Genomic DNA, 23,683 nt, shown 5'->3' on the forward strand with positions numbered 1-23,683 from the left:
CTTTCAGGTTCACCGCAAGCGGTGCTACACACTTCTTTCTTTCCTTCGAGTTCCACTCTATTCTCCGAAAGAGAGTCATCGTTTGATGTTGTCTGTGATTGTCGCATCGCTCACACCTCCTCTGTTTCTGAGAGTACTATTGTTCAGCCCTTCGTCCTGTTGGACTACTATGGCATCTGCTGACTTCTTACAGTTCACCGAATCATCACTGACTCAGTTGCTTCTGTGGAAAGTTGCTTTCCTCTTGTCGGAAGCCCCTGTAAGATCTCCCCGGGTAAGAACGACCGCTTTCCTTCCATGTGACTGCTGCATTTACTGGTTGAGGTTCGGGCAGTATTGGATTTCACCTTGTTTGGCAGGCTTATCCGTCTCAAGTCAGCCTTCGTATGCAGTTCTTGTTCATCAGTCCAGAAGTTTGCCTCCGGCTTCCTTCAGATTCCACCTCACGATGGACACCCTTGCCCTTAGCTAACAGTTCCTACTGCCAAGCCTGTAGCGGACTTTCACCGCCAAGCTGTCGTCCATGCCGGGCGCACCAAAAAAAGCAGATCGATCAGGATCCGCTTTTTTAACTCAGTCGTTCATATTTTACTTTATTTTTAATGGCTCCAGCTGCTTTTTAATTTCCTCAATCGGTACACCTGCTTGCAGCAAAGCAGAGGCAGTATATGCACTTTCGATAAACGCAGTGTCAAACAATGTTATCTCTTTGTCTGTCACTTCTTTCACCATTTCCAAATTCATCTTGGAGCTGCCCAAGTCATAAAAAGCGAGAATTTTACCCGACTGATTCGCTTCGACAGCCGCTTGGACTTTATCAAAACTGCTTCCAATTCCGCCGTCGTCAGTGCCGCCTGCTGATGTGATGGATACATCGCTGGCCACTTCTTTAAGCAATGCCGTCAGACCTTCAACAATTTCTGAAACGTGGGATACAAGCAGAACGCCGTATTCACTCATAACGTATCGCCTTCAATCAACGTTTCAAACAAATAGCCGCTCGACATGGATCCGGGATCAATGTGACCGATCGAGCGGTCACCAAGGTAAGAAGCGCGTCCCTTTTTCGCTTTCAGGGGTTCTGTGTCTTGAACTGCCTTTTTTATGATATCCGCGGAAAGTTTGTTGTTCTTCAGAGCATTGACAACCGGTACCCAGACATCAACCATCGTCTTATCGCCTGGTTCAGCTTTGCCGCGCTTCTGAATGCCATCCGAACCCGCCTGTATGATTGACGCTAAGTCAGACCGATCCTCGCCTGCCTGTTTGGCCATGGCGATTAAAGCGGAGCCATACAACGGACCTGAGGCTCCGCCGATTTTGCTGAGCAAAGCCATAGCGGCTGTTTTAAGGACATCCTGGATACTGTCAAACGATTTGTTACTCAGGGCTTCATTCATCGCGGCAACGCCTCTCGCCATGTTGGCACCATGATCCCCGTCACCAATTGCCTGATCAAGTTCACTCAGATAGTCCTTATTTTTCTCAACTTTTTCAGAAAAAAGATTGAGCCATTTGATCGTACTTTCAACAGTTAACATGCTTGATCCCTCCTTACCAAGCCGTTGTCCGAGCCGGCGCATTCAGCCAGTCCAACCAATGGTCATCCTTCAGTTGAATTAATGTCAGGGAGAGACCTGCCATATCAAGCGAGGTCATGTAACTCCCGATTTTTCTGAATGGCAGCTCAATCTGCTCGGACTTCAGAAGCTGAGCCACGTCATTTGCAAAAATATACTGCTCCATTAAAGGTGTCGCACCAAGTCCGTTCACCAGAATTCCATAACAATCTCCCGCCTTCCATTGAAAGGCCTTTCGGAGTTGGTCGGTTAGCTCCTCGGCAATTTCTCTTGAGGGCTTGATCGGTTCCCGCCGATAGCCGGGTTCGCCATGAATACCAACTCCGTATTCCATCTCGTTGTCTTCAAGCTCAAACCCTGGTTTTCCAGATTCCGGGACAGTACCTGCTGATAACGCCACACCGATCGTCTTGATTGACGGAATCACCTGATCAGCAAGCGCTTTCAATTCTTTCAATGACAGACCCGATTCTGCGGCTGCACCAATGATTTTATGAACAAGAATGGTTCCGGCAACACCGCGTCTCCCGGCGGTGTAGGTACTGTCCTCGACGGCTATATCATCATCGACGACAATGTGATCAACCTCGATCTCGTCCATTGCCGCCAGTTCTTCAGCCATTTCGAAATTCATGATATCTCCCGAATAGTTCTTGATGACCAAAAGTACACCCGCACCCTGATCCGCCTGTTTGATCGCTTCTAGGATCTGGTCAGGTGCCGGTGAAGTGAACACCTGCCCGCATACGGCTGCCGCCAACATTCCCGGTCCGACAAAGCCGGCATGCGTCGGTTCATGACCGCTACCGCCTCCGCTGACAAGAGCAACCTTCCCCTTAGACAGCTGTTTATTCAGGATAACATTTGTTCCCGGAATGCGTTCGATCAGATCTTCGCTTCCGAAAATCAGCCCGTCAATCATCTGATCCACGACATCTTCCGGTTTATTGATGATTTTTTTCATCTGACAACACCCCTCTCGCTCTTCCCAAATAACAATACACCTTAATCTTAATGTGTAATCGTTTACAAGTCCATCTCTATAAACCTTATTTACACAATTTTAAAGAAAAAAGAAAAGCAAAAATATTCCCGGACAAAAAATATCCGGGATCATTGAAAATTATGAGATGACCTGAAAGCATTCAGTTTAATCCAGCCACTTTTTCACGTTAATCCCTTTAGGTAACCCCACACATACATCAGACAGGGCTTAAAGATGCGCTATTCTAATACTTTCCTTTCGCAGATCAAAGGTTGTCGACAAACCGCTTCACACGTGTCATGGCTTCCTGCAGCTGCGCCATAGACGTAGCGTAGGAACAGCGGACAAAGCCTTCCCCTCCTGCCCCGAAGGCATTGCCCGGAACAACGACGACTTTTTCAGTCTGAAGGAGTTTTGTTGCGAATTCTTCCGAACTGAGTCCGGTCGATTCAACGCAAGGGAACGTGTAAAACGCTCCCTCCGGGTTAGGGCAAGGCAGCCCCATTTCGTTCAGCGATTGAACAATAAAGTTACGTCGCTGGCGGTAACTTTTTCTCATTTCTTTGACGTCCTTCCGCCCGGATTTCAGGCCTTCAAGTCCGGCATATTGAGCCATAGTTGACGCGCACATGATGGCGTATTGATGAATTTTCAGCATGCCCTTGATGATTTCTTCAGGACCGCAGACGAATCCAAGACGCCAGCCAGTCATAGCCAAATCCTTTGAAAAGCCGCTGACAAGGATCGTGCGTTCCCGCGTGTCGTCCAAAGCGGCAAAACTGGTGTACAATTCATCATAGACCAGTTCGGCATAGATTTCGTCAGAAAGAATCAGCAGATCATTGTCCTTGGCCACAGCAGCGACTTTTTCCATTTCATTTTTGCTGAGCATGGCCCCCGTCGGATTATTCGGCGAGCAAATAAGGATGGCTTTAGTACGGTCGGTAACCGCCTCTTCCAGCTCTTCAGCCGTCACCTTGAACTCATTTTCCCTCTTCGTTTGTACAATAACGGCAACTCCGCCAGCCAGCGTTACGAGCGGCGCGTAAGAAACAAAGCAAGGCTCGACAACCAGAACTTCATCTCCGGGATCAAGAATCGCCCGCAATGCAATGTCAATCGCTTCGCTTGCGCCAACAGTCACGATGATCTCCGAGTCCGGACTATAGGTCACGCAAAAATAATTTTCGATATACTTGGCGATCTCTTCCCGAAGTGCCGGAAGTCCGGCATTTGCGGTATAGGACGTATAGCCGTCTTCCAGTGAAAGAATCGCTGCTTCACGCACATTCCACGGGGTGACAAAATCCGGTTCCCCAACACCCAGTGAGATCACACCTGTCATTCCGGCGGTTGCATCAAAAAACTTCCTGATTCCGGACGGCTGAAGGTTTCTGACATGTTTCGCCAGATAGCTCGTTTTCAGTTCCATCACGGTGACACCACAATTCGTTTATCTTTATCATTTGAATCATAGATCGTTCCGTCATGCTTATACTTTTTCAGTACAAAATGTGTTGTTGTTGAGATAACGCCATCGATTGTTGAAAGCTTCTGAGTGACAAAATGGGCGACCTCATTTACTGAATGTCCCTCTACAACAACGGAGAGGTCATAAGTCCCGGACATCAAATACACCGACTTGACCTCACTGTGCCGGTAGATCCGTTCTGCAACATTCTGGAAACCGACATCTCTCTTCGGAGTTACCTTAACATCAATCATTGCTGTCACGCCTTGATGGCCGTCAATTTTAGTCCAGTCAACAAGAGAGACATAACGGACGATCACATTCTGATCTTCAAGCTTCTTTATAATCTCCCGTGTCTGTTCGATACTCAGATTAGTCATTTTGGCGACATCTTCGTTCGTCAGACGGGCGTCTTTTTCAAGAATTTCCGCAATTTCAATTTCAGTAGCAGTCAGTTTCATCAAATCTCTCCTCTCAGGCTCACTGTTCATAAGAACATTACAGTTATTATATTACTTCATGAACGGTGTGAAAACGTTAAATTAAGAATATATTCATATACAAGTAAGAAGCTACCGTTCTGGCCAGATTTGAAAAAGCCTGTTTCTGAAGGGACAACTTGCCCCGTGCCTAACCCGGAATAATATGTAAAAAAGCGGAAAGCCGTTTACAGGAACAGCGGGCAGATATGGGGGAAGTTTTGATGAAAATAGGTGTGATTGGCGCCGGGTATGTCGGTCTGACCACTTCAGCCGTACTTGCTGATCTCGGTCATCAGGTGACTTGTGTGGATTTTAACGAAGGAAAAATTGCAATGCTTCTGAATGGAGAAATTCCCATTTATGAAGAGGGACTGGCTGAACTCGTTGTTTCAAATACCAAGGCCGGTAGATTACTTTTTTCAACTGACACGGTGTCCGGAATCGAGAACCATCCGGTGATCCTTATTGCCGTTGGGACTCCACCGCTTGCAAATGGAAGTACAGACCTGACTTTTATTAAAAATATCGTTGAACGAATTGCAGCACACGCGCATTCACATAAAACGATTATTACAAAAAGTACTGTCCCCCCGGGAACAAATGAATGGATCTGTCAGGTGCTGACTGAAAAAGGTCTTGATCCCGGATCTTTCGATGTGGTTTCAAATCCAGAGTTTCTCAAGGAAGGAACGGCTGTTCATGACTCCTTCCATCCACACCGCATTGTTATTGGTGCGAAACGAAGGGAAGCGTCCCTTTTGGTCCGCTCGCTCTACCAGAAGATCAAAGCACCTGTCATTGAAACAAATCTGACCGGAGCCGAGTTGATCAAATACGCGTCCAATGCTTTTTTAGCTACAAAAATTTCGTTTATTAATGAAATTGCGAGAATCTGTGACGCCTTTGGAGCGGACATCAAAGATATCCAACGCGGTCTGTCAGAAGATCCACGGATCGGTAAGTATTTTCTTCAGGCGGGGCTTGGCTACGGAGGCTCGTGCTTTCCAAAAGATCTAAGTTCACTTGTGTCCGCGGCTTCAGAGAAGGGACGGGAACCTTCACTACTGCTCGCTGTCAGGAACATCAATGAAACGCAGGCTGACTTTTATCTTGAGAAACTTGAAAGCAGTCTGAAAGATTTGAAGGGGAAACAAATCACAGTCTGGGGTGCCGCTTTTAAGCCGGGTACAGATGACTTGCGCAGCTCGCAATCCGTTAGGCTTATAGAAAAATTAATTGATCATGGCAGCAGTATCCATGTTTATGATCCAGTAGCCAAACTGAACCGGGCTGATGTAACCAGTCACAAAGATATGTACGATTCTGTAAAAAATTCGGATGCCCTCGTTCTTGCTACAGAATGGGACGAATTTAGATCACCCGATTGGAACCGCGTAAAAAAACTAATGAGAGGCACGCTATTTCTTGACTGTAGGAATTTTGTGGATCCCGGCATTGTCCGGTCGTATGGACTCATCTATCAGGGGGTGGCCCGTCAATGAGAATATTGGTTACCGGAGCAGCAGGATTTATCGGTTCCCATCTCTGCGAACGGCTGCTTCAGGATGAAAATCATCAGGTTGTCGGGATCGATGGCCTGATTAACGAAAAGAAGCTCCGGCTGCGCAATCTAAACCATCTGATTGAATTTGAAGATTCTCGCTTTCAATTTTACCCGATTAATCTTCAAACGGCCGATCTTGACCCATTGCTTCAGGATGTGGATGTCGTCTATCACCTCGCCGGCATGCCTGGTGTCCGTTCCAGCTGGGGAAGCGACTTCAATCAATATGTGGAAAATAATATTCTCGCTACCCAGAGACTTCTGGAAGCCTGCCGCGGTCGGAGCCTGAAGAAGTTCATCTACATCTCGACTTCTTCGGTTTACGGTGAAAAGCATGGAAAAGTGCCTGAATCCTCAATTCCGCAGCCTCTCTCGCCCTATGGGGTCAGCAAACTTTCAGGAGAGCACCTCTGCCGTGTCTATTATAAAAATGAGGGCATCCCAATTGTCATTCTGCGCTATTTTACAGTATACGGCCCCCGTCAGCGCCCGGATATGGCGTTCCATCGTTTTATCCGGAATATTATAGAGGATCAGCCCGTTCCGGTTTATGGAGACGGGAAACAGACTCGGGACTTTACGTTTATCAGTGACTGTGTGGAAGGCACCGTCTCTGTCCTCTACGCGAAAAACGTGATCGGCGAAACAATCAATATCGGCGGACTTGAGCGCGCTTCTGTTCTTGAAATACTGACCCTTCTCGAAGGTTATTTTAGAAAAAAGGTAAACATAAATTTTTCCGGGGAACCCAAGGGTGAACCGAAACATACATGGGCGGATATTGACAAAGCAAAGAATCTGTTAAACTATCAGCCCAGAGTTTCCCTGAAAACAGGTTTAGCCAAAGAAATTGCGGATCTAAAGCATTTATATAAGGAGCACAAACCATGAAGCTGGCATTTGTGTGTACGGAAAAGCTGCCCTCGCCAGCCATCAGAGGCGGAGCCATACAGATTATGATTGACGGAATTTCACCCTATCTTTCTTCCAATAATGACTTGAGTATTTTCTCAATCACCGATCCTCAACTTCCCGATCATGAAATAAGAGATAACGTACATTATCTGAGATTTCCTAGAAAGAACTATTCAGACCTGGTAAAGTCCGAATTGGCCCGTCACGAATTTGATCTTGTCCATGTGTTCAACCGCCCTGTGTATTTATCCCAATATAAGGCTGCCTCTCCCAAAAGCCATTTTGTCCTGAGTCTGCATAATGAGATGTTCAGTCCGAATAAAATTAGCTCTCAAATGGGTCACGCTGCCATTGGAAGTGTTGACAAAATCATGACCGTCAGCCGCTACATTAGTGAAACTGTAGTAAGCCGATTTCCGGAAGCCGAATCGAAACTTGAAATTGTCTATTCGGGTATTGACCTCGGCCTGTTTCATCCTTCGTGGACCATCGAAGGGAAAAAAATCCGAGACACTTTGAGGCACAAATGCCATCTTGAAGACAAAAAAGTGATCCTTTTTGTCGGAAGACTAAATCCTGCCAAAGGTCCGCATTTGTTAATCAAGGCGATGAAACAAATCATTGAAGATTACCCAAATGCCGTTCTTGTGATTGCCGGGGGTAAATGGTTCAGTGATAATGGGATGAATCAATATGTGCACTATTTACGAAAACTTGCTAAACCCTTGGGTAATCATGTGTTTTTTATGGGGTACGTTCCCTCCCAACATATTCCTGACTTATTTGCTATGGCCGATCTTTTCGTCTGCAGCTCACAATGGCAGGAGCCGCTGGCACGCGTTCAGTATGAGGCGATGGCTGCCGGAATACCGATCATTACAACCAACCGCGGCGGAAACAGCGAAGTCGTAACTCATAAGCAGAATGGCCTGGTGCTGAACAATTATCAATCGTCTGGAGCCTTTGCAGACGCAATTGATTTTTTGTTTTCAAACGGTTATGCAGCTAAAATGATGGCTCATAATGGACGAAAACAGGCCGCTTCTCTTCATCAGTTCAGTCAGGTCGCCAAACGTCTTGAAAGTGTTTACTTGCGGGCTTGCCAAACTCATGAAGAATCTTCCACAAATTTTCAAGCGGAGAATCTATTTTGAAGATAGAGTGTAAGAGAAAGTGAATGGAATGCTAAGAAAAACCGGGCAAAAATCGCCCAGTCCTAAAAACCCGTGATATGCATTGTTTTGCCTTCTTCCGGCGACGCTTCGGTTGTTCGCTTGCCGCGGGCGATCCGTGAGCCTCCTCACTCGTGACCCTCACTGTGGGGTCTCACTTGGCTCGCTGTCCCGCAGGCGTCTCGCACCTCCGTGTCTGAGTCCAAATGTATATTCAGCAGATTGAGTCCATCGATCATTTTTTCTTATCTTTTAAAAAAGGAGGGCCGTGAACAGCCTCCTTTTCCATCTATTCAGAATCCTTTAATGTAAATACACTAAGTCTCTTTGCAAGCCATGGTTTTGCCGGAGGATTTTCACTGATTATATAATCATCGGCGGGTGCTTTTTCTTCCGCAGATGGTTCTTTCTTTTCCTGATTTTCACTTTTCTCAGCCTTTTTTTCGTGTACTTCCTCTTTTTCAGTTGGTTCTACTGTTACTTCATTCAAAGATCCATCTTCTTTATCTTTAGGAACATTGTCTAGAGAAATTGAAACCCGGCGATCATCCGATAAAGAAAGCTCGGTTAATGTGGTTTGCGGCACTTCGGGTGGGGAAAATGTCTCTTTCTGGATCCCCTCCTCCGGATTGTTCAGTAATTTTTCATACTCAGCGGCACTCCACCCCATAGAACTAGGCGGGGAAAAGCGGTATTCGCCAAGATCGACTTTAGGAATGTCGATTTCATCAAGGTCCACTTGTTTTGCCAACTAATCAGCCCCCTTTATGACACGAAGGTTCTTATCAAACTGATCAAGAAAAGCTTGCTTTGATTCCTCCACGGAAATCACATTGCGGAAATTCATCAGGTATTTTTCATCACCCCATGATTCTTTTTGCCCCAGGAAGTATTTGTGGGCCATCGCGCAGAACATGTGAGGAAACTTTAAATCCGTCCACAGAACACTGTATTGGGTTTCAGTCAATGGATTTACCTGATCGTAAGCGCGAAGCATCCGGCATGCCAGATCCTGATCCCATACCGCCAGCTTTTTCATGATTTTGTTCAGAAGAATTCTTAGATCTCTTGCCGGGAGATCAATCGTGACGGAATGCAGATCTTTCATAAATACCTGTTCATTTTTTAAGATCATTCGGGCCATTGTGAAATCCTGTTGACAGAACATGCCGGATTCAATCGTTTCGTGTGTCCACTCTGCCAGTTCCTGGGAATTCAGTTCGTTGAGCGCCGCATACCCACGAGTCAGCATTTGATCGACATGTTCCAGAAAAAGCCGTGAAAATTCATCACCCGGGTCATCCTGGGCGAGCTTCTTATTATCTTCCAGTTCCTGAAGCTTCCATCGATACAATTTATGCCATTTCCCGGTACGTGTCCGCTTCTTGCTCCCATCGACAGGGATATAGCCCCTTGAAGCCAGATGGAATTTTGCCGCGAAGGCCATCGCCTGGGTCATGTGACTCTGATCATAGTAAAGGACCGGATCCCCCTCATGCGCTTCATATAAAATATAAATATGATCCCCACCGGATAAGCAGAGTCCCCCGCTCCGGGTCGGAATCAGTTGTGCAATTGGGAGACCGTTATTCTGCAGATGCCAGTGTGCTCCCGCGATGAACAGCATCCGTTTCGGGTTAATGTATTCCTGACGGAGAAAAAAATTCCCGTTCGCTGTTCCTATCAGCCACTTTGATCTACCACTTCGCGATGAGAGCAATTTTATAGTTTCGGGCTTAATCGGATAGTAGCGTAAAACTTTTTCCAGATCTTCGTGATTCTTTACGAGACTTTCCGCGTATTTTTCTTTGTTCAAAGGTTTACCTCCTTTTCATGTGTCTCACATTCAGGCGTTCTGATAAGCATCAAGCAGGTTTTCTGCCACGCGTTTCCAGCCATATTTTGTTTCGGCAAGACGCCTTCCATTTCTGCCCAGTTCTTCCCGCTTCTGCACGTCGCTTAGCAATTCGTTGATGACACGGGCGTATTCATGGGGATGATCAAATTCATTAATGATGATCCCATTTTTTCCGTTATCAATGACTTCTGTATTGCCTCCTCGATTCGTCGTGATAATCGGTAGTCCGGCTGCCATCGCTTCATAATGAACACGCGCCAGTGGTTCCTGCCACTGCGAACTGCAGACAAAAAGATCAGACATGGTGTAGAAATAAGGAATAACCTGCGGCCTGACAAATTTGATAAAAGTCACATGTTCCGGATGCATTGCGCCAAGTGTATACAGATGTTTCACGTAGTTATTAACCTGATCATCGCCAAACCATTTGGAGCCGACAAAAACAAACATCGCGTCCGGATGTTCCCGCGCTATTTCGGGTATCGCCTGAAGCAGTATATGAGGCCCCTTCACCTTGCTTAACCGTCCGACAAACAGAATGACTTTTTTCTTTTCATTTAATCCTGCCTTTTCACGCATCACTCGTCGGATTCTTCCGCCTTCATCCGTCCAAGCTGGATGATAGGCATTCAGATCCACTCCCGAGTACACGGTTTCGATTTTTTCGGCGGCATCAGGAAATCTTTTGCTTATCGTCTGCCGGATAAAATCGCTGACTGTCACTATTTTTGAAACGGCCTGAATACATTTTTCGCCTTCTTCTCTGGTCATTTTGCTTTCTGAGAACATTTCATTATGGACGCTGAGCACGAATTTGCTGTCCGGTGACGCAGCTTTCAACCTCTCAATCCATGCCGGGCGATTACATAAATGAACAATATTAAAATGATGAGCCTCCAACTGCTTTACCAGACCTGCCAGGTAATCAGCCTCATCAATCCGGATATAGTGAACGCCATTTTTCGTTTCATTCTCCGCCAGACTGGAATCCTTGATTGAAAAAACAGTGACTTGGTGGGATTCTGCAATAATCTCTGCCGACGACTGAAGATAGATCTGGATGGCACCGCCCCTGATGGCCGGAACAGGCAGTTTTTCTGTCGCAATCATCGCAATATCCATAAGACTCCTCCTTTCATTACGCGTTATGAATATGCCTCATCAATTATGATACGGGCAACTTCCGGTTCTTGTGCGAAGTCACTTTTATCTAATAAAAAACGGGCTGAAAAACTAAGTTCATCCGCCTATTTATCGATTCCGGCTGGTTTAGATTGGCACATACCCTGCTGCAGCCATAAATTAGCTATATAACCCTGAACTGGAGGGAAAGTGATGAACAAACCGAATGCACCACTTCTGACCTTTAGCTCGATTGAGCTGAAAAGTACTGATCTGGGGGCTGAAGCGATTAAATCTGAGCAGCGCAACAAGAACTCTAACTACGGAAAAAAATTGAAGGAAAAGGAGCTTCGATCAGAGGAGCAAAAAGATAATGAAGAAAAAGAAGAAGCAGAACTAAGTCCGGAGATGGTTGAAAAACTGAAACAGCTGGCCTCTTCCATGATGGATAACTGGGATATCGCCGTACAGGAGATTGAACTCATTCAGGGCGGACAGATGGCGATTGTCTGGAAGCTGGCCACCGAGCGCGGACCGCTCTGTCTTAAACGTATCCACCGCCCGGAAAAAAAGGCCTTATTCTCCATATACGCGCAAGATTACCTGGCGAAAAAGGGATCCCGGGTTCCCGGAATTATTCCGAATAAAGAAGGAAACCTGTATACGAAGCAAGGTCCGTTTCTCTTTGTTGTTTACGACTGGATTATCGGAAACCCATTTGATTTAACCTTACGTGAAGATCAGGAATGGATCATGAAGGGTCTGGCTCAATATCATTTGGATTCTGTCGGCTATATGCCCCCTGAAGGGGTTCCAGTGTTCACGAAGCTTGGAAAGTGGCCAAAACATTATACGAAACGCTGCCAGCAAATGGAATCCTGGAAACTGATTGCTGAAAGTATGCCGGATGACCCCTTTTCACAGCTTTATCTAACTGAAATCGATCATCACATTGAATTTGGAAGAGATGTGTTGAAAAAGCTTAATGCATCCTATTATCCGGAGTGGGTTTCAGAGTGCAAGACAAAGCCCAGCCTTTGCCATCAGGATTATGGAACGGGCAATACACTCCTTTCGGAGGATCAGATCTGGATTATTGATCTTGACACAACCACATTTGACCTCCCCATTCGCGATTTGAGAAAAGTCATTATACCCTTGATGGGTGATCAGGGAGAATGGGATCAGGAACTCTTCGACACGATGCTTTCTGCCTATGAAACGGTTTCACCACTGACCGATGATCAAAAGAAAGTAATGTTTACTGATATGCTCTTCCCATACGAACTATATGAAACAGCGAATGAAAAATATGGGAGGAAGAATGAATTGGTCGTGGAAGAATTGATGCACGCCCTTGAATACGAGCAGCAAAAGAGCGATAAGATAACCAGTTTGATTAACAATCTTAAATAATACTGAGGAGATCAAGACCCGTTTATGAGTCCTGATCTTTTTATTATTTGGAAAAATATTTTTGATGAAGTATACTGAGGAACAGAAAGAACGTTTCAAGTTAGCAAAAAACGGATGCAGGACGAGACCCCGGATTTACTATTTCACGCGGAGGAAGAGATCATGAAGCTTGTAATTGTCAGACACGGTGAAAGTGAATATAACAAATCCAATCTTTTTTCTGGATGGGAAGACATAGCGCTGACTGAGAAGGGCATTGAGGAAGCGAAAGAAGCGGGACGACGAATCAGGCAGACTGAGATTCAATTCACTGCCGGTTTTACTTCCGTCCTCAAGCGTTCAATCAAATCCATGCAGTACATACTCGATGAGATCGGCCAGGAATGGCTCCCAGTTGATAAAACCTGGCGTTTGAATGAGCGGAGCTACGGCGCACTTCAGCGTCTGAACAAAGCAGAAACCGCCGACAAGCGGGGTCACGAACTCGTCAATAGATGGCGGAAAAGCTATGATGCGCTGCCCCCCATGCTGGAAACCGACGATCCGCGTCATCCTTGCCACGATCACCGGTATGCCCATGTCGATCCGCGTCTTCTTCCCGGTGGCGAAAGTCTGAAAACAACACTTGACCGCGTGCTGCCTTGCTGGAGCGATCAGATTGCCCCCCACCTTATGAGTGGCGAAAATGTCTTGGTTGTCAGTCACAGGAATACATTGCGCGCTCTGGTTAAGTATCTGGAAAACATCTCGGATGAGGCTATTATCAAGGTCGATATCCCGACGGGTATCCCGGTGGTCTATGAATTTGACGAAAAAATGGGCATCGTATCAAAACAGGAGTTATCGGCTGCCTTTGATCCACAATCCAATGCAGAAGTTTCTGCGAATTAAAACCTGCGAACCATTTTTCCAGATGACACCTCCATTTTAAAGAAAGTAAGGAAACACCGACTTAGAGGACTAAAGTCGGTGTTTCCTTATTTTCATGTCAAAAAAGGAAAATAGTCCCTTTTTCAATCTTGCCAGGATCCTATAATAAGGTTAAATAATCTGGAAAAGAGGCGATGATTCATGCCAATAGCTCAGGTAACAACGGTTATTTCAACTGGTAAACATCTGACTAACAGCTACGGGCAGTTGAACGCTTTAAGGCAGGAAAAACATTCGCTGCTCAATAATATTCAAACGCTTCAGCACGAGAAGAACTCTAATACGACGAACGAAGCCATCAGCAATATTCAGGCAAATATCGTTTCTGTAGATCGTCAGATTAACGATCTTCAGCTAAAAACAGCCGGTCAGAATGAAGAATCGCCACAACTGTTATCAGGTGTGGACCGCGTTGATATCAGTAGTCAGGCTCGAGCCCTTTATCACTCAGTAAATTAAAAAGGCTTCCAGCCGAATTGTAAAGGCGGAAACCCTCTTTCTATTTTGATGATGAATTTAACCGGGTTCAGGAAAATAACTGATCATCCGATGGACAAAGTGATCCAGCCACTCATAATCACTTTGAGTGCCATGGAAATTTGTGCTGAACGTCATCGCTTTGCAAAAGGTAGTTACGGCAATCTGAAAATATGGCTTGTATTTCACTGAACCGGAGATGTAAGCATCTATAGGATCTAATTTGCCTAATTTTAAACTTTCCTTATCCAGGATACCTATATTCGTCAGACCATTCAACGGTATCCTGTATATTTCGGGGAATTTTTTCTTTGCTTCCTCAAGCGGCAGCGTTTCGTATGCCTTTTCCAACTCCCAATAAACTTTCAGTGGCTCCAAACTTTCCTTTTGTTCATCCATCACCCTTTTTACTAAGGACAGTGACTCATCAAAGGATATCCCGCTCTTTCGTGGAACCGCACAAATGATATTCGAGGTTAAGTTACATATACCAGGCAGATAGTCCTTGGGAAGAAAGGCACGGATATTGACTGGGCAATCGAGAACGATTCTTTCACCCTTCAGCGCATCTGACAATGCACAGATATAAGCGGCAAATAACGCATCATTAATCGTGGCCCCGTGTTCCTTCGCATAGTTTTTTATTGTGTTAAACCGTTCCGCGCTGACTCTGTGTGTGATGATGAATGGGTTGTCTTCATTACCCGTCAATGGAAGATGATCAAGGTCCGATTGCGGAAATGAATGAAGCGTGGCGTTCAATATTTCCTGCATTTGTTGACCCGTCATATGATCGAATACCTGATGTATGCTTCTGTTCTCAGGACTTGGCATCTCAAAAGGGAGTTTATCGACTCCCGGATGACCCTCAAAGAAAGAATAACATTTACTGAGGAGATACAGGTAGTCTCTGAATCCCCCACCATCGCAAACCATGTGGTTCAGCACAATAGCCAGACTGTCCGATTGTTCATCCCGGATGACCGTGATGCGGATCTGCGGGCCCGCCTTTTCATCAAGCTTAATAACCAGATGATCATGAATCGTCTGATTCCGGTCGTCTGTATAGACGACTTTTATCATATCCTCAGCAGTCCAACCAGCCTCTATCCAGTCTGCCTTCTGAGTATTCTCCTCAAATCTGCAGGAAAGAAGCGGAACTGCCTGAAATGTCGCTGTCACTGCCTGTTTCAACAGACCGGTATCCACATGACCCTCATAGTGAATGGATGCGTGTAAATAATGATCATTTCGCCTCTTCTGTCCAGAGACAAAATGTTTGATATCGGCACTTTCCGCAGGGAATATTTTTTGCTGCCCGATTTCTGTCATATAAATCATCTCCTTCTTATTGATCGGTTTTGATCAGCCTCAACCTGAGAAAGTCGGTGGCATCTCAAACTTGATTCTTATAATTTTCTGAAAGCGCGTCTTTCTGCATACTCGACACAGGTCGGACAAATAAAAATAATTTTCCCTTCATCATTTCTGTATTTTCTCATCCCCTGTTTCTTCTGACGACAAAGGGCACACCGTTTTTGAAAAGGAAAAGAATAAGATGTCCCGGCTGCCAGCCTTTTCAGCCAATTCATGATTCTCATCCCCTCTTACAAACACCTGAATTGATATTATTATAATTTGTAAAGGCCGTCACTTACAAATGATCGGAACTCAAGACTGTGTAAAAAATATAGCGACAAAATCATCTTCATCAGATGACTTTGCCGCTTTAATGGAAACTTAACTCGCAGTCAGTGAATCAGGCGAGATAAGCCTCCCTAACCTGCTGATTGGTCAGAAGCTCGCTGCATGGTCCTTCAAGGACTATGTTTCCAGTCTGGATCACATAACCCCGATCCGCAAGCTGCAGCGCCTGAAACGCATTCTGTTCAACAAGCAGGATTGTCATACCCTCTTTGTTCATTTCCTTAATAATATCAAAGATCTGCTCTACGATGATCGGGGCGAGACCCATGGAAGGCTCATCCAGCATCAGAAGTTTCGGCTTCATCATGAGCGCACGCCCGATGGCAAGCATCTGCTGTTCACCCCCGCTCATTGTTCCACCTTTTTGCTCAAGTCTTTCCTTAAGCCTGGGAAAGTATCCGAAAACACGCTCCATCCGTTCAGCAATGATACTCTTGCTTCTTTCGGCAAAAGCGCCGATCTGAAGATTTTCCCGGACGGATAGTCTTGGAAAGATACGCCTTCCTTCAGGAACCTGAGCAATACCTAAATGTGCATTAACATGCGTCGGATTCTTTGTGATATCTTTACCGTCGAATAAGATCGAACCTGTTTTGGGTGTCACCTGTCCGCTAATCGATTTTAACGTGGTTGATTTTCCGGCACCGTTGCTTCCAATCAGTGTCACAATTTCGCCCTTGTCTACATAGAGGTTGACCCCTTGCAATGCCTGTATCTTTCCGTAAAAGCTCTCAATATGCGTTAGTTCAAGAAAATGTTTGGACAATTCATCAGCCAAGGCTGCTCGCCTCCTTTCCGAGGTAAGCCTCAATTACTCTTTTGTTATTCCGGATATCGTCAGGTTTCCCGGATGCGATTAACTCGCCATGGTCGAGCACATAAATATAATCAGAAATTTCCATAACCAATTTCATGTCATGTTCAATCAGAATGATCGTTACGTTAAGCCTTGTTCTCATGTCATGAATGAGATCGGTTAAGCTCTTCGTCTCTTTTGGATTCATACCGGCAGCAGGTTCATCAAGCAGTAAAATTTTGGGCTGTGAAGCTATGGCCCGAGCGATTTCAAGCCGGCGCTGTGCGCCGTACGGAAGATTTCCTGCGCTTTCATTGACAAAATCTTCAAGTCCCACGTATTCAAGTATCTTATAAGCTTCGACTTTTGCCTGCTCTTCCTCTCGCGTGATCGCTGGGAGATGAAGAAGTGTCCCGACCCAATGGCTTTTAAGACGCTGGTGCATCCCGACGAGAACATTTTCAAGAACTGTCTGTTCGCTGAATAGTCGGATATTTTGGAATGTGCGGGTAATTCCAAAATGGCACACCTGATGTGGCTTAAGCCCTACCAGTGACTTACCGTTAAGCAGAATATCACCGGAAGTGGGTTTGTAAACGGCCGTAATCATATTGAAAAAAGTTGTCTTACCTGCACCGTTTGGACCGATCACGGCGGTTATTGAGTTCTTTTCAACACTCATGCTGATATCTGATGTTGCGGTCAGACCACCAAACTTTTTGGTCAGGTTTTTGATTTCCAGGATATTCACGATTCGGATCCCTCCACTTCGGGGTCATCCTTGTATTTATTCTTTTCAGCCGCCGCTTCTCTTTTTAATTTCGAAACATTAAAGACCCTGTTTTTGTGCGGTATTAGTCCTTTTGTTCGGTAAAGTGCGAACACAACCAGCAAAATACCGAAAATGAAACGCTGCATTTTTGCCGGTGAAAGCGCGTCAGGAACTGAAATCACTCCGGATGCGCTGAGTTGAGTCAGCGTATTTGAAATATCAGTCAGCACCTGGTTATTTAGGATGATCACAACAGCGGCACCCAGGATAACGCCCGGAATGCTCCCCATCCCGCCAAGGATAACCATAACCAGAACGATTGTTGATTCAAGATAAGTAAAACTTGACGCATCAATATACATTTGCTTAGCTGCAAAAACAGATCCCATCATGCCGGAAAAAGAAGCACCAATAGCGAAAGCGGCAAGTTTTGTCTTGACCAGGGGAATGCCCATTGCCTGAGCCGCAATTTCATTATCCCTGACTGCTTTCCATGCCCGACCGAGTTTTGAATGTTCGAGCCGGGTGGCAATATAAATCGCAAAAAGGAAAATGACCAATGCGATGTAATAGAACTGACTTGCATTTTGAATAGCGATACCAAACAATCTCGGTGGCTCAATGGAAGGAATACCCATTGGCCCATTGGTGATATTGATTGGTTTATTCATGTTGTTGAGAACGATCCTGATGATTTCCCCAAAACCAAGGGTAACGATAGCCAGATAATCCCCTTTAACACGAAGGACCGGGATGCCAAGGAGGATGCCGAATATCGCCGCTATGATAGCTCCGATCGGGATAAACAGCCAGAAAGTGTCTCCCGGCAACGGGTAGTGGCCAAAAGGCATAAAGTGATTCGCCTGCGTACTTCCGAAAATGGCGTATGTATAGGCGCCAACAGCGAAGAAAGCGATAAACCCTAAATCAAGCAGCCCCGCGAACCCAACAACAATGTTCAGCCCCAGTGACATAGCCACATAAATCAAAACGAGTGTACCAACATCCATAAAGGATTGATAGGAAGAGCCCTGGCTTGCGGCAAACGGTACGAGAACAGCTATAATCAATAAGCCCAGGGCCCATTTGATTTTTATGTTCAGCTTCAGGTAATACAGTATAAGTAGCGAAAGCAGAAGAATCAGAAATGCGGTAACAGAGTCAGAGAGCAAAAACAAACCAAGTGTCGTCAGAACGACGTAAGCTGCAAAGAAGATGATCTGGCCAGTTGTATTGTCGGCAAATTTTTCAAACCAGGTTTTTATCATATCGCTTACACCTTCTCCACTGCAGCTTTTCCGAACAAGCCCTCAGGTTTGAAAATCAGGACAAGTATCAGGATAATAAACGCGAACACATCTTTATATCCTGAATCCATCGCATTATTGGTAATGATCGACAGATTAGCCGCCGCAAACATTTCGAGCACACCAAGCAGAATACCTCCGAACATCGCGCCGCGGATATTTCCGATACCTCCTAACACGGCCGCGGTGAACGCTTTTATCCCCAGAATAAAGCCAATATATGGATCTATTGTGCCGTACTGGATCAAAAAGAGTACGCCCGTGGCGCCGCCAAGTGCGGATCCGATGAAAAAAGTAACGGAGATGACCCGATTGACATTAATGGACATCAGTGAGGCCGTTTCCCTGTCCTGTGCGACAGCACGCATAGCCATGCCCCACTTTGTCCGGTTGACAAAGATATCAAGAGAAATGAGCATAATAATCGTTACGATGGAGACAACGAGAAATGAACTTTGGAAAGTAGCGTTGTTAAAAAAGGGAAAAACAGAATGGACATTCAGCACAAATCGGTGCTGGAACATCGGCGGAGCCGTTAAAATATAATTTCCGGTTTTCAATTCAGCAATAAAACGGACTGCATCTTCCAGGATGAAGGAAATACCGATTGAAGTGATGAGCGCGATCAGCTTCGGTGCATTCTTCCTTCGGAGCGGCCGGTACGCCACTCGCTCGATTCCCACTCCCAGAACTCCTGTCACAATTGCCGCAACAAGAATAATGATGATAAAAAGAATCAAGCTTGGCACAGAAGACATGAACCCGATGCTCAGCAGGAAAAACAGCATCCCTGCTCCGACAAAGGAGCCGGTCATGAAAATATCACCGTGAGCAAAGTTTATCAATTCTAGAATTCCGTAGACCATGGTGTAGCCGATGGCAACGACTGCGTAAATAAAACCCAGCGTCAACCCATCCACCAATACCTGGGGCAATGTTTGAATAATTTGCTGCAGCATTTATTTTCACCTCTTACTTTCTAAGTTATTTCCGTTTACTCAACAGAAGAAACCGGACATATTTATTGTAAAAACTTCTAAAAGGGTATAGCCAAAATATCCATACCCTTTTAGAACATGCCCAATTGTGACAACAGAAAGAAACATTTTCAGATTGCCCTTCTGTCAGAAGATCCGGTTAATCGGTTCCCTGACAACTTGTTATGAGCCGAATATATTATTGTTTTGTAATTTCTGTCTGTTCCGTTGCAGGATACGCAGCTTTATCGAATTTAAAGATGTAAATCTTGGCGAATTTGTTGTCGCCTTTCGAATCAAAGCTTACCTTTGTTGCAATGCCATCATAGTTCTGAACCCCACGGACTGCTGTCGTCACTTGTTGGCGTGTTGGGAGCTTTCCACCGTTCTTATCGATTGCGGTCATGAGACCCTTCAAAAGCACTCCCGCGCTGTCATATCCATATGCTGAATAACCTTCAACATTTTTGTGGAATGTGGCTTTATAGGAATCCGCAAATTTACGCCCTGTCGCGGTTTTCGTAATATCACCAACAACAGTAGAGAAGTATACATTCTTAACTGCACTTCCGGCGATCTGAACGGTAGTGGAAGAATCCATGCCGTCACCGCCCATGATCGGAATATTCAATCCCTGCTGGCGAGCCTGTTTAATGATCAATCCACCTTCAGCATAAACACCACCGTAGTAGATCAGATCCGGTTTCGTGGCTGCTGCCTGACTGATGACACCGCTGAAGTCTTTTTCACCGACTGTAATGCCCTGGTATCCGAGAATAGTAGCGCCAAGCTTCTTGGCTTCATCTCTGAACGCAGATGCGAGCCCGGATCCGTAAGGTGTCTGGTCCTGAAGAATAAAAATCTTTTTAGCTTTAAGTGTGTTCACTGCATAACTCGCACCGGCAGGTCCCTGGAAGTCGTCACGGGCACAAATTCTGTTCACTGTTTTCAGACCTCTGTCGGTAACTGCTGTTGCTGTATTTGCCGGCGAAACCATCGGGATGCTGTTTTGTTCATAGACCTGAGATGCGGGAATCGCAACCCCTGAGTTCAGGTGTCCGACAACACCGAGAATTGATTTGTCAGCAGCGATAGCCTGAGCGTTGGACACGCCCTTCTTAGGATCAGCCATGTCGTCATATGGCGCAAGAACTAATTTAAAACCTTTTTTGTTAAATGCTTTCTGTTGGTCGTTGAGGGCGAGCTGAGCGCCGTTTTTAATGGCTTCGCCAAGTGTCGCACTGCCTCCGGACAGAGGTGTTTGTGTTGCGATTTTTATTACTGTCAATCCGCCACTAGAACCTCCAGATTTAGAGCATCCAGCGATCAGGCCAACAACTAGTGCGATTACTGCGAATAGTGGGATAATTCTCTTTAGTTTCATTATAACCCTCCTCTTTTTTAAAAGCGGTACTATTGAGACGATCAGTTTTTTATGTAGGCCTCACCACCCGCCCTCTATTTTTTTATAATTATCTGATTTACCTTGCAACTCTTAAAAACAATAATAATTACTTATGATGTCATAGTCATTATCTATGTCAGATTATCTTTCATATAAAATTTATTTTGACAGGCTCCATTGTCTCAATATACGCTTTCAAATCAACAAAATCAGACTTTTTATGGGCAATAAAAAAAATCAAATATTTCTTAATGAAATATATTTTCTTTATCTGAAGAAATATAAGCTCTTCCAACTCTCATTCCAACGAATCTATTGAATGATCAGACCACTTTGAAAGACGAAACCATACTCTGGAGGTTATTCGACACGTAATCCAGGTTACCAGTAATCTGCTTCAGGCGGACAATTTCGTCCGATACTTGGGCAAGGAGATCAATAGACTGTTCACTACTGCTAGCATCCTTCGCCGTTTTTTCATTGATTTCATCCGCAGTTTTGTTGATGCGGATTACCACATCATCGACATCGCGACTTTCGTTATTTGTGATGCTAAGCAATGCCTCCATTTTCTCCGCAATTTCTTTGATATTTCCTGAGATGTAATTGAATGTGTCGATCGTATCTTTTATCTTTTTAGTAGAATCCTTGACCTTCACATCAGTCCTGTGGATCTCTTCTAAGGTGCTGTTTGTTTCCCTCTGGATGTTTTCTACAAGCCCGCCAACAGACTTGGTCGCCTTCTCAGTCTGTTCCGCAAGTTTCGATACCTCTTTGGCAACTACAGTAAAGCCCTTGCCCGCTTCACCAGCCCTCGCTGCCTCAATTGTTGCATTTAATGCAAGCATCTGTGTCTGCTCGCTGATTCCGGAAATGGTGGTCACAGCCTTGGTAATTGCTTCAGAATGTCTGTGAAGAGTTTCAATATGATCCAGGGTTCCTGTCATCGTCGTTTCAAGTTCATTTATCTGAACCAGAGCAGCTGATGAAGTCTCATTTGCCAATTTCGTGCGGCTGCTTGTATCCTCTGTTTTGGAGGTCACCTGATGAATTAAAGCACCCATCTCCTGGATTGCTGCCGAAAGATTATTAAAATGATCGCGCGTATCCTGAAAAATACCGTTCTGCTGTTTTGCTGTTGTCACCAGGCCATAAACAGTGCTCCCGACGGTCTTCATGCTGTCTGAGATCTGATTTGTCATCCCGGACACCGTTGTTGCGGCGCTTTTAGATGCTTTTGCCGAACTTCCTACACGTTTGACCATTGTCATCTGATTATTGATGAACTTGTTGAACCATCTTGAAAGTTCACCTATTTCATCATAGGAACTTTTATCCACTCTTGTTGTCAGGTCACCTTCACCTTCCGCAATCTGATGAAGTATATCGACAGTACGGTTAAGCGGACCAACCACGAGCTTTTTGGTGAAAAAATAGACGGCGAATGAGAGCAGCAGCCAGGTGACTGCTGAGCAGATAATACCCGCGTTGACAGAGTAATGGAAAGAGACACCATTGGCAGCCACAGCAAGCGCGAAACCAGCGGAGAAATAGGAAGGAAGACGTAAATTCAGGCTTTTGAAATTGTAAATTTCAGCGATGTCGCCCTCACACATCATCCCCCAGACTTCATCAGAAAAAGGCGGATGTATCAGTGTACCCTTCCCCCCTACCAAAATGTGCCGGTAGTCCGGATAACCTGGCCACACATCCAGATTACTACCGTTCTTCATAGTCAATTGGACACCCTGGTGAAGATTTCCCGTCTTCGGATCCGTGAACCGGATTTCAAACTCAGTATGCCGGTCAATTTTAACAGCACCCCACTTGCCGGTTCGGACACCATCCTTCAGGTTATCTCCAAGTGTGAACGTATCGTCTTCAAAACGGCTTCTGGAAATAGCGGTACCCGGAAGAATCGGCCGGTCCGTTTTAACCATAAAGAGATAGTTGTCTCCGGAATCTTTATAGACATGGGTATCTTCATCCTGTATCACATTGCTCATACTGTCATTGAGCACGCGGCCGAGAAAGACTCGTTCGACACCTGCGCCGTTGGCTGTCGGCAGCGAGAACATCAGAGTGACTTCGTCGGCAAAATGCTGATCGGAACAATCAACGTCAAGTGTTCTGCTATCTTCATATGGTCCGTACATTAAGCGTTTATTTTCCATGCCCTTTGAATAATTTGGCAGGTCAGCCATCACATCTCCGTTATGTTTTTCTAATGTTGAGACGATCACTTTTCCCTTCTCATCAAGAAGCAGAAATTCAATAAAATCGCTGCTTTGTTTCAATTGCGCTTTCATAACAGCAGCTATTTCACTGCCTCTCTCATCGTAGCTGAAAGCAATTTGATTCGCGTTTTCAAGTTCTACCCAGCGATCACGAAACCAGTTATCCAATGCTTTCTTTCGGCCATTCGAAATCCCTTCAAAAACTTTTTCATGATGACCTTTAAGTTTTCTGTTTAATGCATGCATGATATGTAAGTGAGACATGCTGATCCTCCTTGCTGACGATTTTATTGAGAAAATGAAATATTTATGAACTTAAATTTCATTATAAGGGAATTTGAGGGAAAAAAGAGCACTTTTTTATCGAAATAAAGTCCTTATATTTAAAATTTTCTGCCGTATTACTTTCCATTCGACAAAATTCTGAGGTGAAGCCATTAAGCTATGGTCCCCCTACTGCATATTTAGTTGATTTTTAATAAAGCGATCGTGGCGGCTGGTCTGGGAGAA

22 protein-coding genes are annotated in these 23,683 nt (G+C 45.2%); 6 read left to right on the top strand and 16 right to left on the bottom strand.

The annotated features are described in order from the left end of the window. Window positions 1-588 precede the first annotated feature (588 nt). From dhaM to E4665_RS09015, 5 genes are all read right to left on the bottom strand, one after another. A complete protein-coding gene (dhaM, locus tag E4665_RS08995) occupies window positions 589-960 on the bottom strand; it encodes a dihydroxyacetone kinase phosphoryl donor subunit DhaM (RefSeq protein ID WP_135348464.1) in 372 nt (123 codons plus the stop codon). Further along, complete coding sequence (gene dhaL / locus E4665_RS09000) at window positions 957-1,541, bottom strand: dihydroxyacetone kinase subunit DhaL (protein ID WP_135348465.1); 585 nt, start codon at window positions 1,539-1,541, stop codon at window positions 957-959. The genes dhaM and dhaL overlap by 4 nt, the downstream gene beginning before the upstream one ends. A 13-nt stretch (window positions 1,542-1,554) precedes the next feature. Further along, window positions 1,555-2,544: a dihydroxyacetone kinase subunit DhaK gene (gene dhaK / locus E4665_RS09005; RefSeq protein WP_135348466.1), complete on the bottom strand. Its 990-nt coding sequence runs from the start codon at window positions 2,542-2,544 to the stop codon at window positions 1,555-1,557. A 286-nt stretch (window positions 2,545-2,830) separates the two neighbouring features. Further along, window positions 2,831-3,997: an aminotransferase gene (locus tag E4665_RS09010; protein ID WP_135348467.1), complete on the bottom strand. Its 1,167-nt coding sequence runs from the start codon at window positions 3,995-3,997 to the stop codon at window positions 2,831-2,833. After that, the gene (locus E4665_RS09015; protein ID WP_135348468.1) at window positions 3,997-4,497 is read right to left on the bottom strand and encodes an Lrp/AsnC family transcriptional regulator; all 501 of its coding nucleotides are present in this window, start codon (window positions 4,495-4,497) and stop codon (window positions 3,997-3,999) included. The genes E4665_RS09010 and E4665_RS09015 overlap by 1 nt, the downstream gene beginning before the upstream one ends. A gap of 242 nt (window positions 4,498-4,739) precedes the next feature. Here E4665_RS09015 and E4665_RS09020 point away from each other — a divergent pair, with 242 nt between their 5' ends. Genes E4665_RS09020 through E4665_RS09030 form a run of 3 tightly spaced genes read left to right on the top strand, consistent with a single transcriptional unit; the run spans window position 4,740 to window position 8,151 of the window. Then, complete coding sequence (locus E4665_RS09020; protein ID WP_135348469.1) at window positions 4,740-6,020, top strand: UDP-glucose dehydrogenase family protein; 1,281 nt, start codon at window positions 4,740-4,742, stop codon at window positions 6,018-6,020. Then, window positions 6,017-6,973 (top strand): NAD-dependent epimerase/dehydratase family protein, encoded by a 957-nt coding sequence (locus E4665_RS09025; RefSeq protein ID WP_135348470.1) that lies wholly within the window; start codon window positions 6,017-6,019, stop codon window positions 6,971-6,973. The genes E4665_RS09020 and E4665_RS09025 overlap by 4 nt, the downstream gene beginning before the upstream one ends. Then, on the top strand, window positions 6,970-8,151 hold the full coding sequence (locus E4665_RS09030; RefSeq protein WP_135348471.1) for a glycosyltransferase family 4 protein: 1,182 nt from the start codon (window positions 6,970-6,972) through the stop codon (window positions 8,149-8,151). The genes E4665_RS09025 and E4665_RS09030 overlap by 4 nt, the downstream gene beginning before the upstream one ends. 307 nt (window positions 8,152-8,458) lie before the next feature. On the opposite strand, the gene E4665_RS09035 is transcribed toward E4665_RS09030, so the two are convergent. The 3 genes from E4665_RS09035 to E4665_RS09045 are packed head-to-tail and all read right to left on the bottom strand — an operon-like array spanning window position 8,459 to window position 11,149. Next, the gene (locus tag E4665_RS09035; protein ID WP_135348472.1) at window positions 8,459-8,920 is read right to left on the bottom strand and encodes a hypothetical protein; all 462 of its coding nucleotides are present in this window, start codon (window positions 8,918-8,920) and stop codon (window positions 8,459-8,461) included. After that, the gene (locus tag E4665_RS09040) at window positions 8,921-9,985 is read right to left on the bottom strand and encodes a CotS family spore coat protein (protein ID WP_135348473.1); all 1,065 of its coding nucleotides are present in this window, start codon (window positions 9,983-9,985) and stop codon (window positions 8,921-8,923) included. A gap of 30 nt (window positions 9,986-10,015) precedes the next feature. Further along, window positions 10,016-11,149 (bottom strand): glycosyltransferase family 4 protein, encoded by a 1,134-nt coding sequence (locus tag E4665_RS09045; RefSeq protein ID WP_135348474.1) that lies wholly within the window; start codon window positions 11,147-11,149, stop codon window positions 10,016-10,018. A gap of 408 nt (window positions 11,150-11,557) precedes the next feature. Between E4665_RS09045 and E4665_RS09050 the strand changes: the two genes are divergently transcribed. The 3 genes from E4665_RS09050 (at window position 11,558) to E4665_RS09060 (ending at window position 13,954) form a co-directional block, all read left to right on the top strand. Then, complete coding sequence (locus tag E4665_RS09050) at window positions 11,558-12,565, top strand: CotS family spore coat protein (protein WP_241654783.1); 1,008 nt, start codon at window positions 11,558-11,560, stop codon at window positions 12,563-12,565. 162 nt (window positions 12,566-12,727) lie between these two features. Next, the gene (gene gpmA, locus E4665_RS09055; protein WP_135348476.1) at window positions 12,728-13,456 is read left to right on the top strand and encodes a 2,3-diphosphoglycerate-dependent phosphoglycerate mutase; all 729 of its coding nucleotides are present in this window, start codon (window positions 12,728-12,730) and stop codon (window positions 13,454-13,456) included. Window positions 13,457-13,636: 180 nt separating this feature from the next. Next, on the top strand, window positions 13,637-13,954 hold the full coding sequence (locus E4665_RS09060) for a hypothetical protein (RefSeq protein WP_135348477.1): 318 nt from the start codon (window positions 13,637-13,639) through the stop codon (window positions 13,952-13,954). Window positions 13,955-14,011: 57 nt separating this feature from the next. On the opposite strand, the gene E4665_RS09065 is transcribed toward E4665_RS09060, so the two are convergent. The 8 genes from E4665_RS09065 to E4665_RS09100 form a co-directional block, all read right to left on the bottom strand. Beyond that, complete coding sequence (locus E4665_RS09065) at window positions 14,012-15,304, bottom strand: hypothetical protein (protein ID WP_135348478.1); 1,293 nt, start codon at window positions 15,302-15,304, stop codon at window positions 14,012-14,014. A gap of 77 nt (window positions 15,305-15,381) precedes the next feature. Beyond that, on the bottom strand, window positions 15,382-15,564 hold the full coding sequence (locus E4665_RS09070; protein WP_135348479.1) for a hypothetical protein: 183 nt from the start codon (window positions 15,562-15,564) through the stop codon (window positions 15,382-15,384). A 167-nt stretch (window positions 15,565-15,731) separates the two neighbouring features. Then, window positions 15,732-16,457: an ABC transporter ATP-binding protein gene (locus E4665_RS09075; protein ID WP_135348480.1), complete on the bottom strand. Its 726-nt coding sequence runs from the start codon at window positions 16,455-16,457 to the stop codon at window positions 15,732-15,734. Beyond that, a complete protein-coding gene (locus E4665_RS09080) occupies window positions 16,450-17,226 on the bottom strand; it encodes an ABC transporter ATP-binding protein (RefSeq protein ID WP_135348481.1) in 777 nt (258 codons plus the stop codon). The genes E4665_RS09075 and E4665_RS09080 overlap by 8 nt, the downstream gene beginning before the upstream one ends. Beyond that, entirely contained in the window at window positions 17,223-18,515 is a 1,293-nt protein-coding gene (locus E4665_RS09085; protein ID WP_135348482.1) for an ABC transporter permease subunit, read from the bottom strand. The genes E4665_RS09080 and E4665_RS09085 overlap by 4 nt, the downstream gene beginning before the upstream one ends. Window positions 18,516-18,520: 5 nt before the next feature. Then, window positions 18,521-19,513 (bottom strand): branched-chain amino acid ABC transporter permease, encoded by a 993-nt coding sequence (locus E4665_RS09090; protein ID WP_135348483.1) that lies wholly within the window; start codon window positions 19,511-19,513, stop codon window positions 18,521-18,523. 217 nt (window positions 19,514-19,730) lie between these two features. Next, complete coding sequence (locus E4665_RS09095) at window positions 19,731-20,915, bottom strand: branched-chain amino acid ABC transporter substrate-binding protein (protein ID WP_135348484.1); 1,185 nt, start codon at window positions 20,913-20,915, stop codon at window positions 19,731-19,733. Window positions 20,916-21,259: 344 nt separating this feature from the next. After that, a complete protein-coding gene (locus E4665_RS09100; RefSeq protein WP_135348485.1) occupies window positions 21,260-23,437 on the bottom strand; it encodes a methyl-accepting chemotaxis protein in 2,178 nt (725 codons plus the stop codon). Window positions 23,438-23,683: the final 246 nt, after the last annotated feature.

The sequence above is a fragment of the Sporolactobacillus shoreae genome, from assembly GCF_004684935.1.
GTDB lineage: Bacteria > Bacillota > Bacilli > Bacillales > Sporolactobacillaceae > Sporolactobacillus > Sporolactobacillus shoreae.

Coding starts and splice junctions, on each gene's coding strand:
- E4665_RS09100 (WP_135348485.1), bottom strand. CDS start 23,437: ATGTCTCACTTACATATCATGCATGCATTAAACAGAAAACTTAAAGGT.
- E4665_RS09060 (WP_135348477.1), top strand. CDS start 13,637: ATGCCAATAGCTCAGGTAACAACGGTTATTTCAACTGGTAAACATCTG.
- dhaL (WP_135348465.1), bottom strand. CDS start 1,541: ATGTTAACTGTTGAAAGTACGATCAAATGGCTCAATCTTTTTTCTGAA.
- E4665_RS09070 (WP_135348479.1), bottom strand. CDS start 15,564: ATGAATTGGCTGAAAAGGCTGGCAGCCGGGACATCTTATTCTTTTCCT.
- dhaM (WP_135348464.1), bottom strand. CDS start 960: ATGAGTGAATACGGCGTTCTGCTTGTATCCCACGTTTCAGAAATTGTT.
- E4665_RS09010 (WP_135348467.1), bottom strand. CDS start 3,997: ATGGAACTGAAAACGAGCTATCTGGCGAAACATGTCAGAAACCTTCAG.
- dhaK (WP_135348466.1), bottom strand. CDS start 2,544: ATGAAAAAAATCATCAATAAACCGGAAGATGTCGTGGATCAGATGATT.
- E4665_RS09095 (WP_135348484.1), bottom strand. CDS start 20,915: ATGAAACTAAAGAGAATTATCCCACTATTCGCAGTAATCGCACTAGTT.
- E4665_RS09030 (WP_135348471.1), top strand. CDS start 6,970: ATGAAGCTGGCATTTGTGTGTACGGAAAAGCTGCCCTCGCCAGCCATC.
- E4665_RS09025 (WP_135348470.1), top strand. CDS start 6,017: ATGAGAATATTGGTTACCGGAGCAGCAGGATTTATCGGTTCCCATCTC.
- E4665_RS09085 (WP_135348482.1), bottom strand. CDS start 18,515: ATGATAAAAACCTGGTTTGAAAAATTTGCCGACAATACAACTGGCCAG.
- E4665_RS09045 (WP_135348474.1), bottom strand. CDS start 11,149: ATGGATATTGCGATGATTGCGACAGAAAAACTGCCTGTTCCGGCCATC.
- E4665_RS09065 (WP_135348478.1), bottom strand. CDS start 15,304: ATGACAGAAATCGGGCAGCAAAAAATATTCCCTGCGGAAAGTGCCGAT.
- E4665_RS09015 (WP_135348468.1), bottom strand. CDS start 4,497: ATGAAACTGACTGCTACTGAAATTGAAATTGCGGAAATTCTTGAAAAA.
- gpmA (WP_135348476.1), top strand. CDS start 12,728: ATGAAGCTTGTAATTGTCAGACACGGTGAAAGTGAATATAACAAATCC.
- E4665_RS09020 (WP_135348469.1), top strand. CDS start 4,740: ATGAAAATAGGTGTGATTGGCGCCGGGTATGTCGGTCTGACCACTTCA.
- E4665_RS09050 (WP_241654783.1), top strand. CDS start 11,558: ATGGTTGAAAAACTGAAACAGCTGGCCTCTTCCATGATGGATAACTGG.
- E4665_RS09090 (WP_135348483.1), bottom strand. CDS start 19,513: ATGCTGCAGCAAATTATTCAAACATTGCCCCAGGTATTGGTGGATGGG.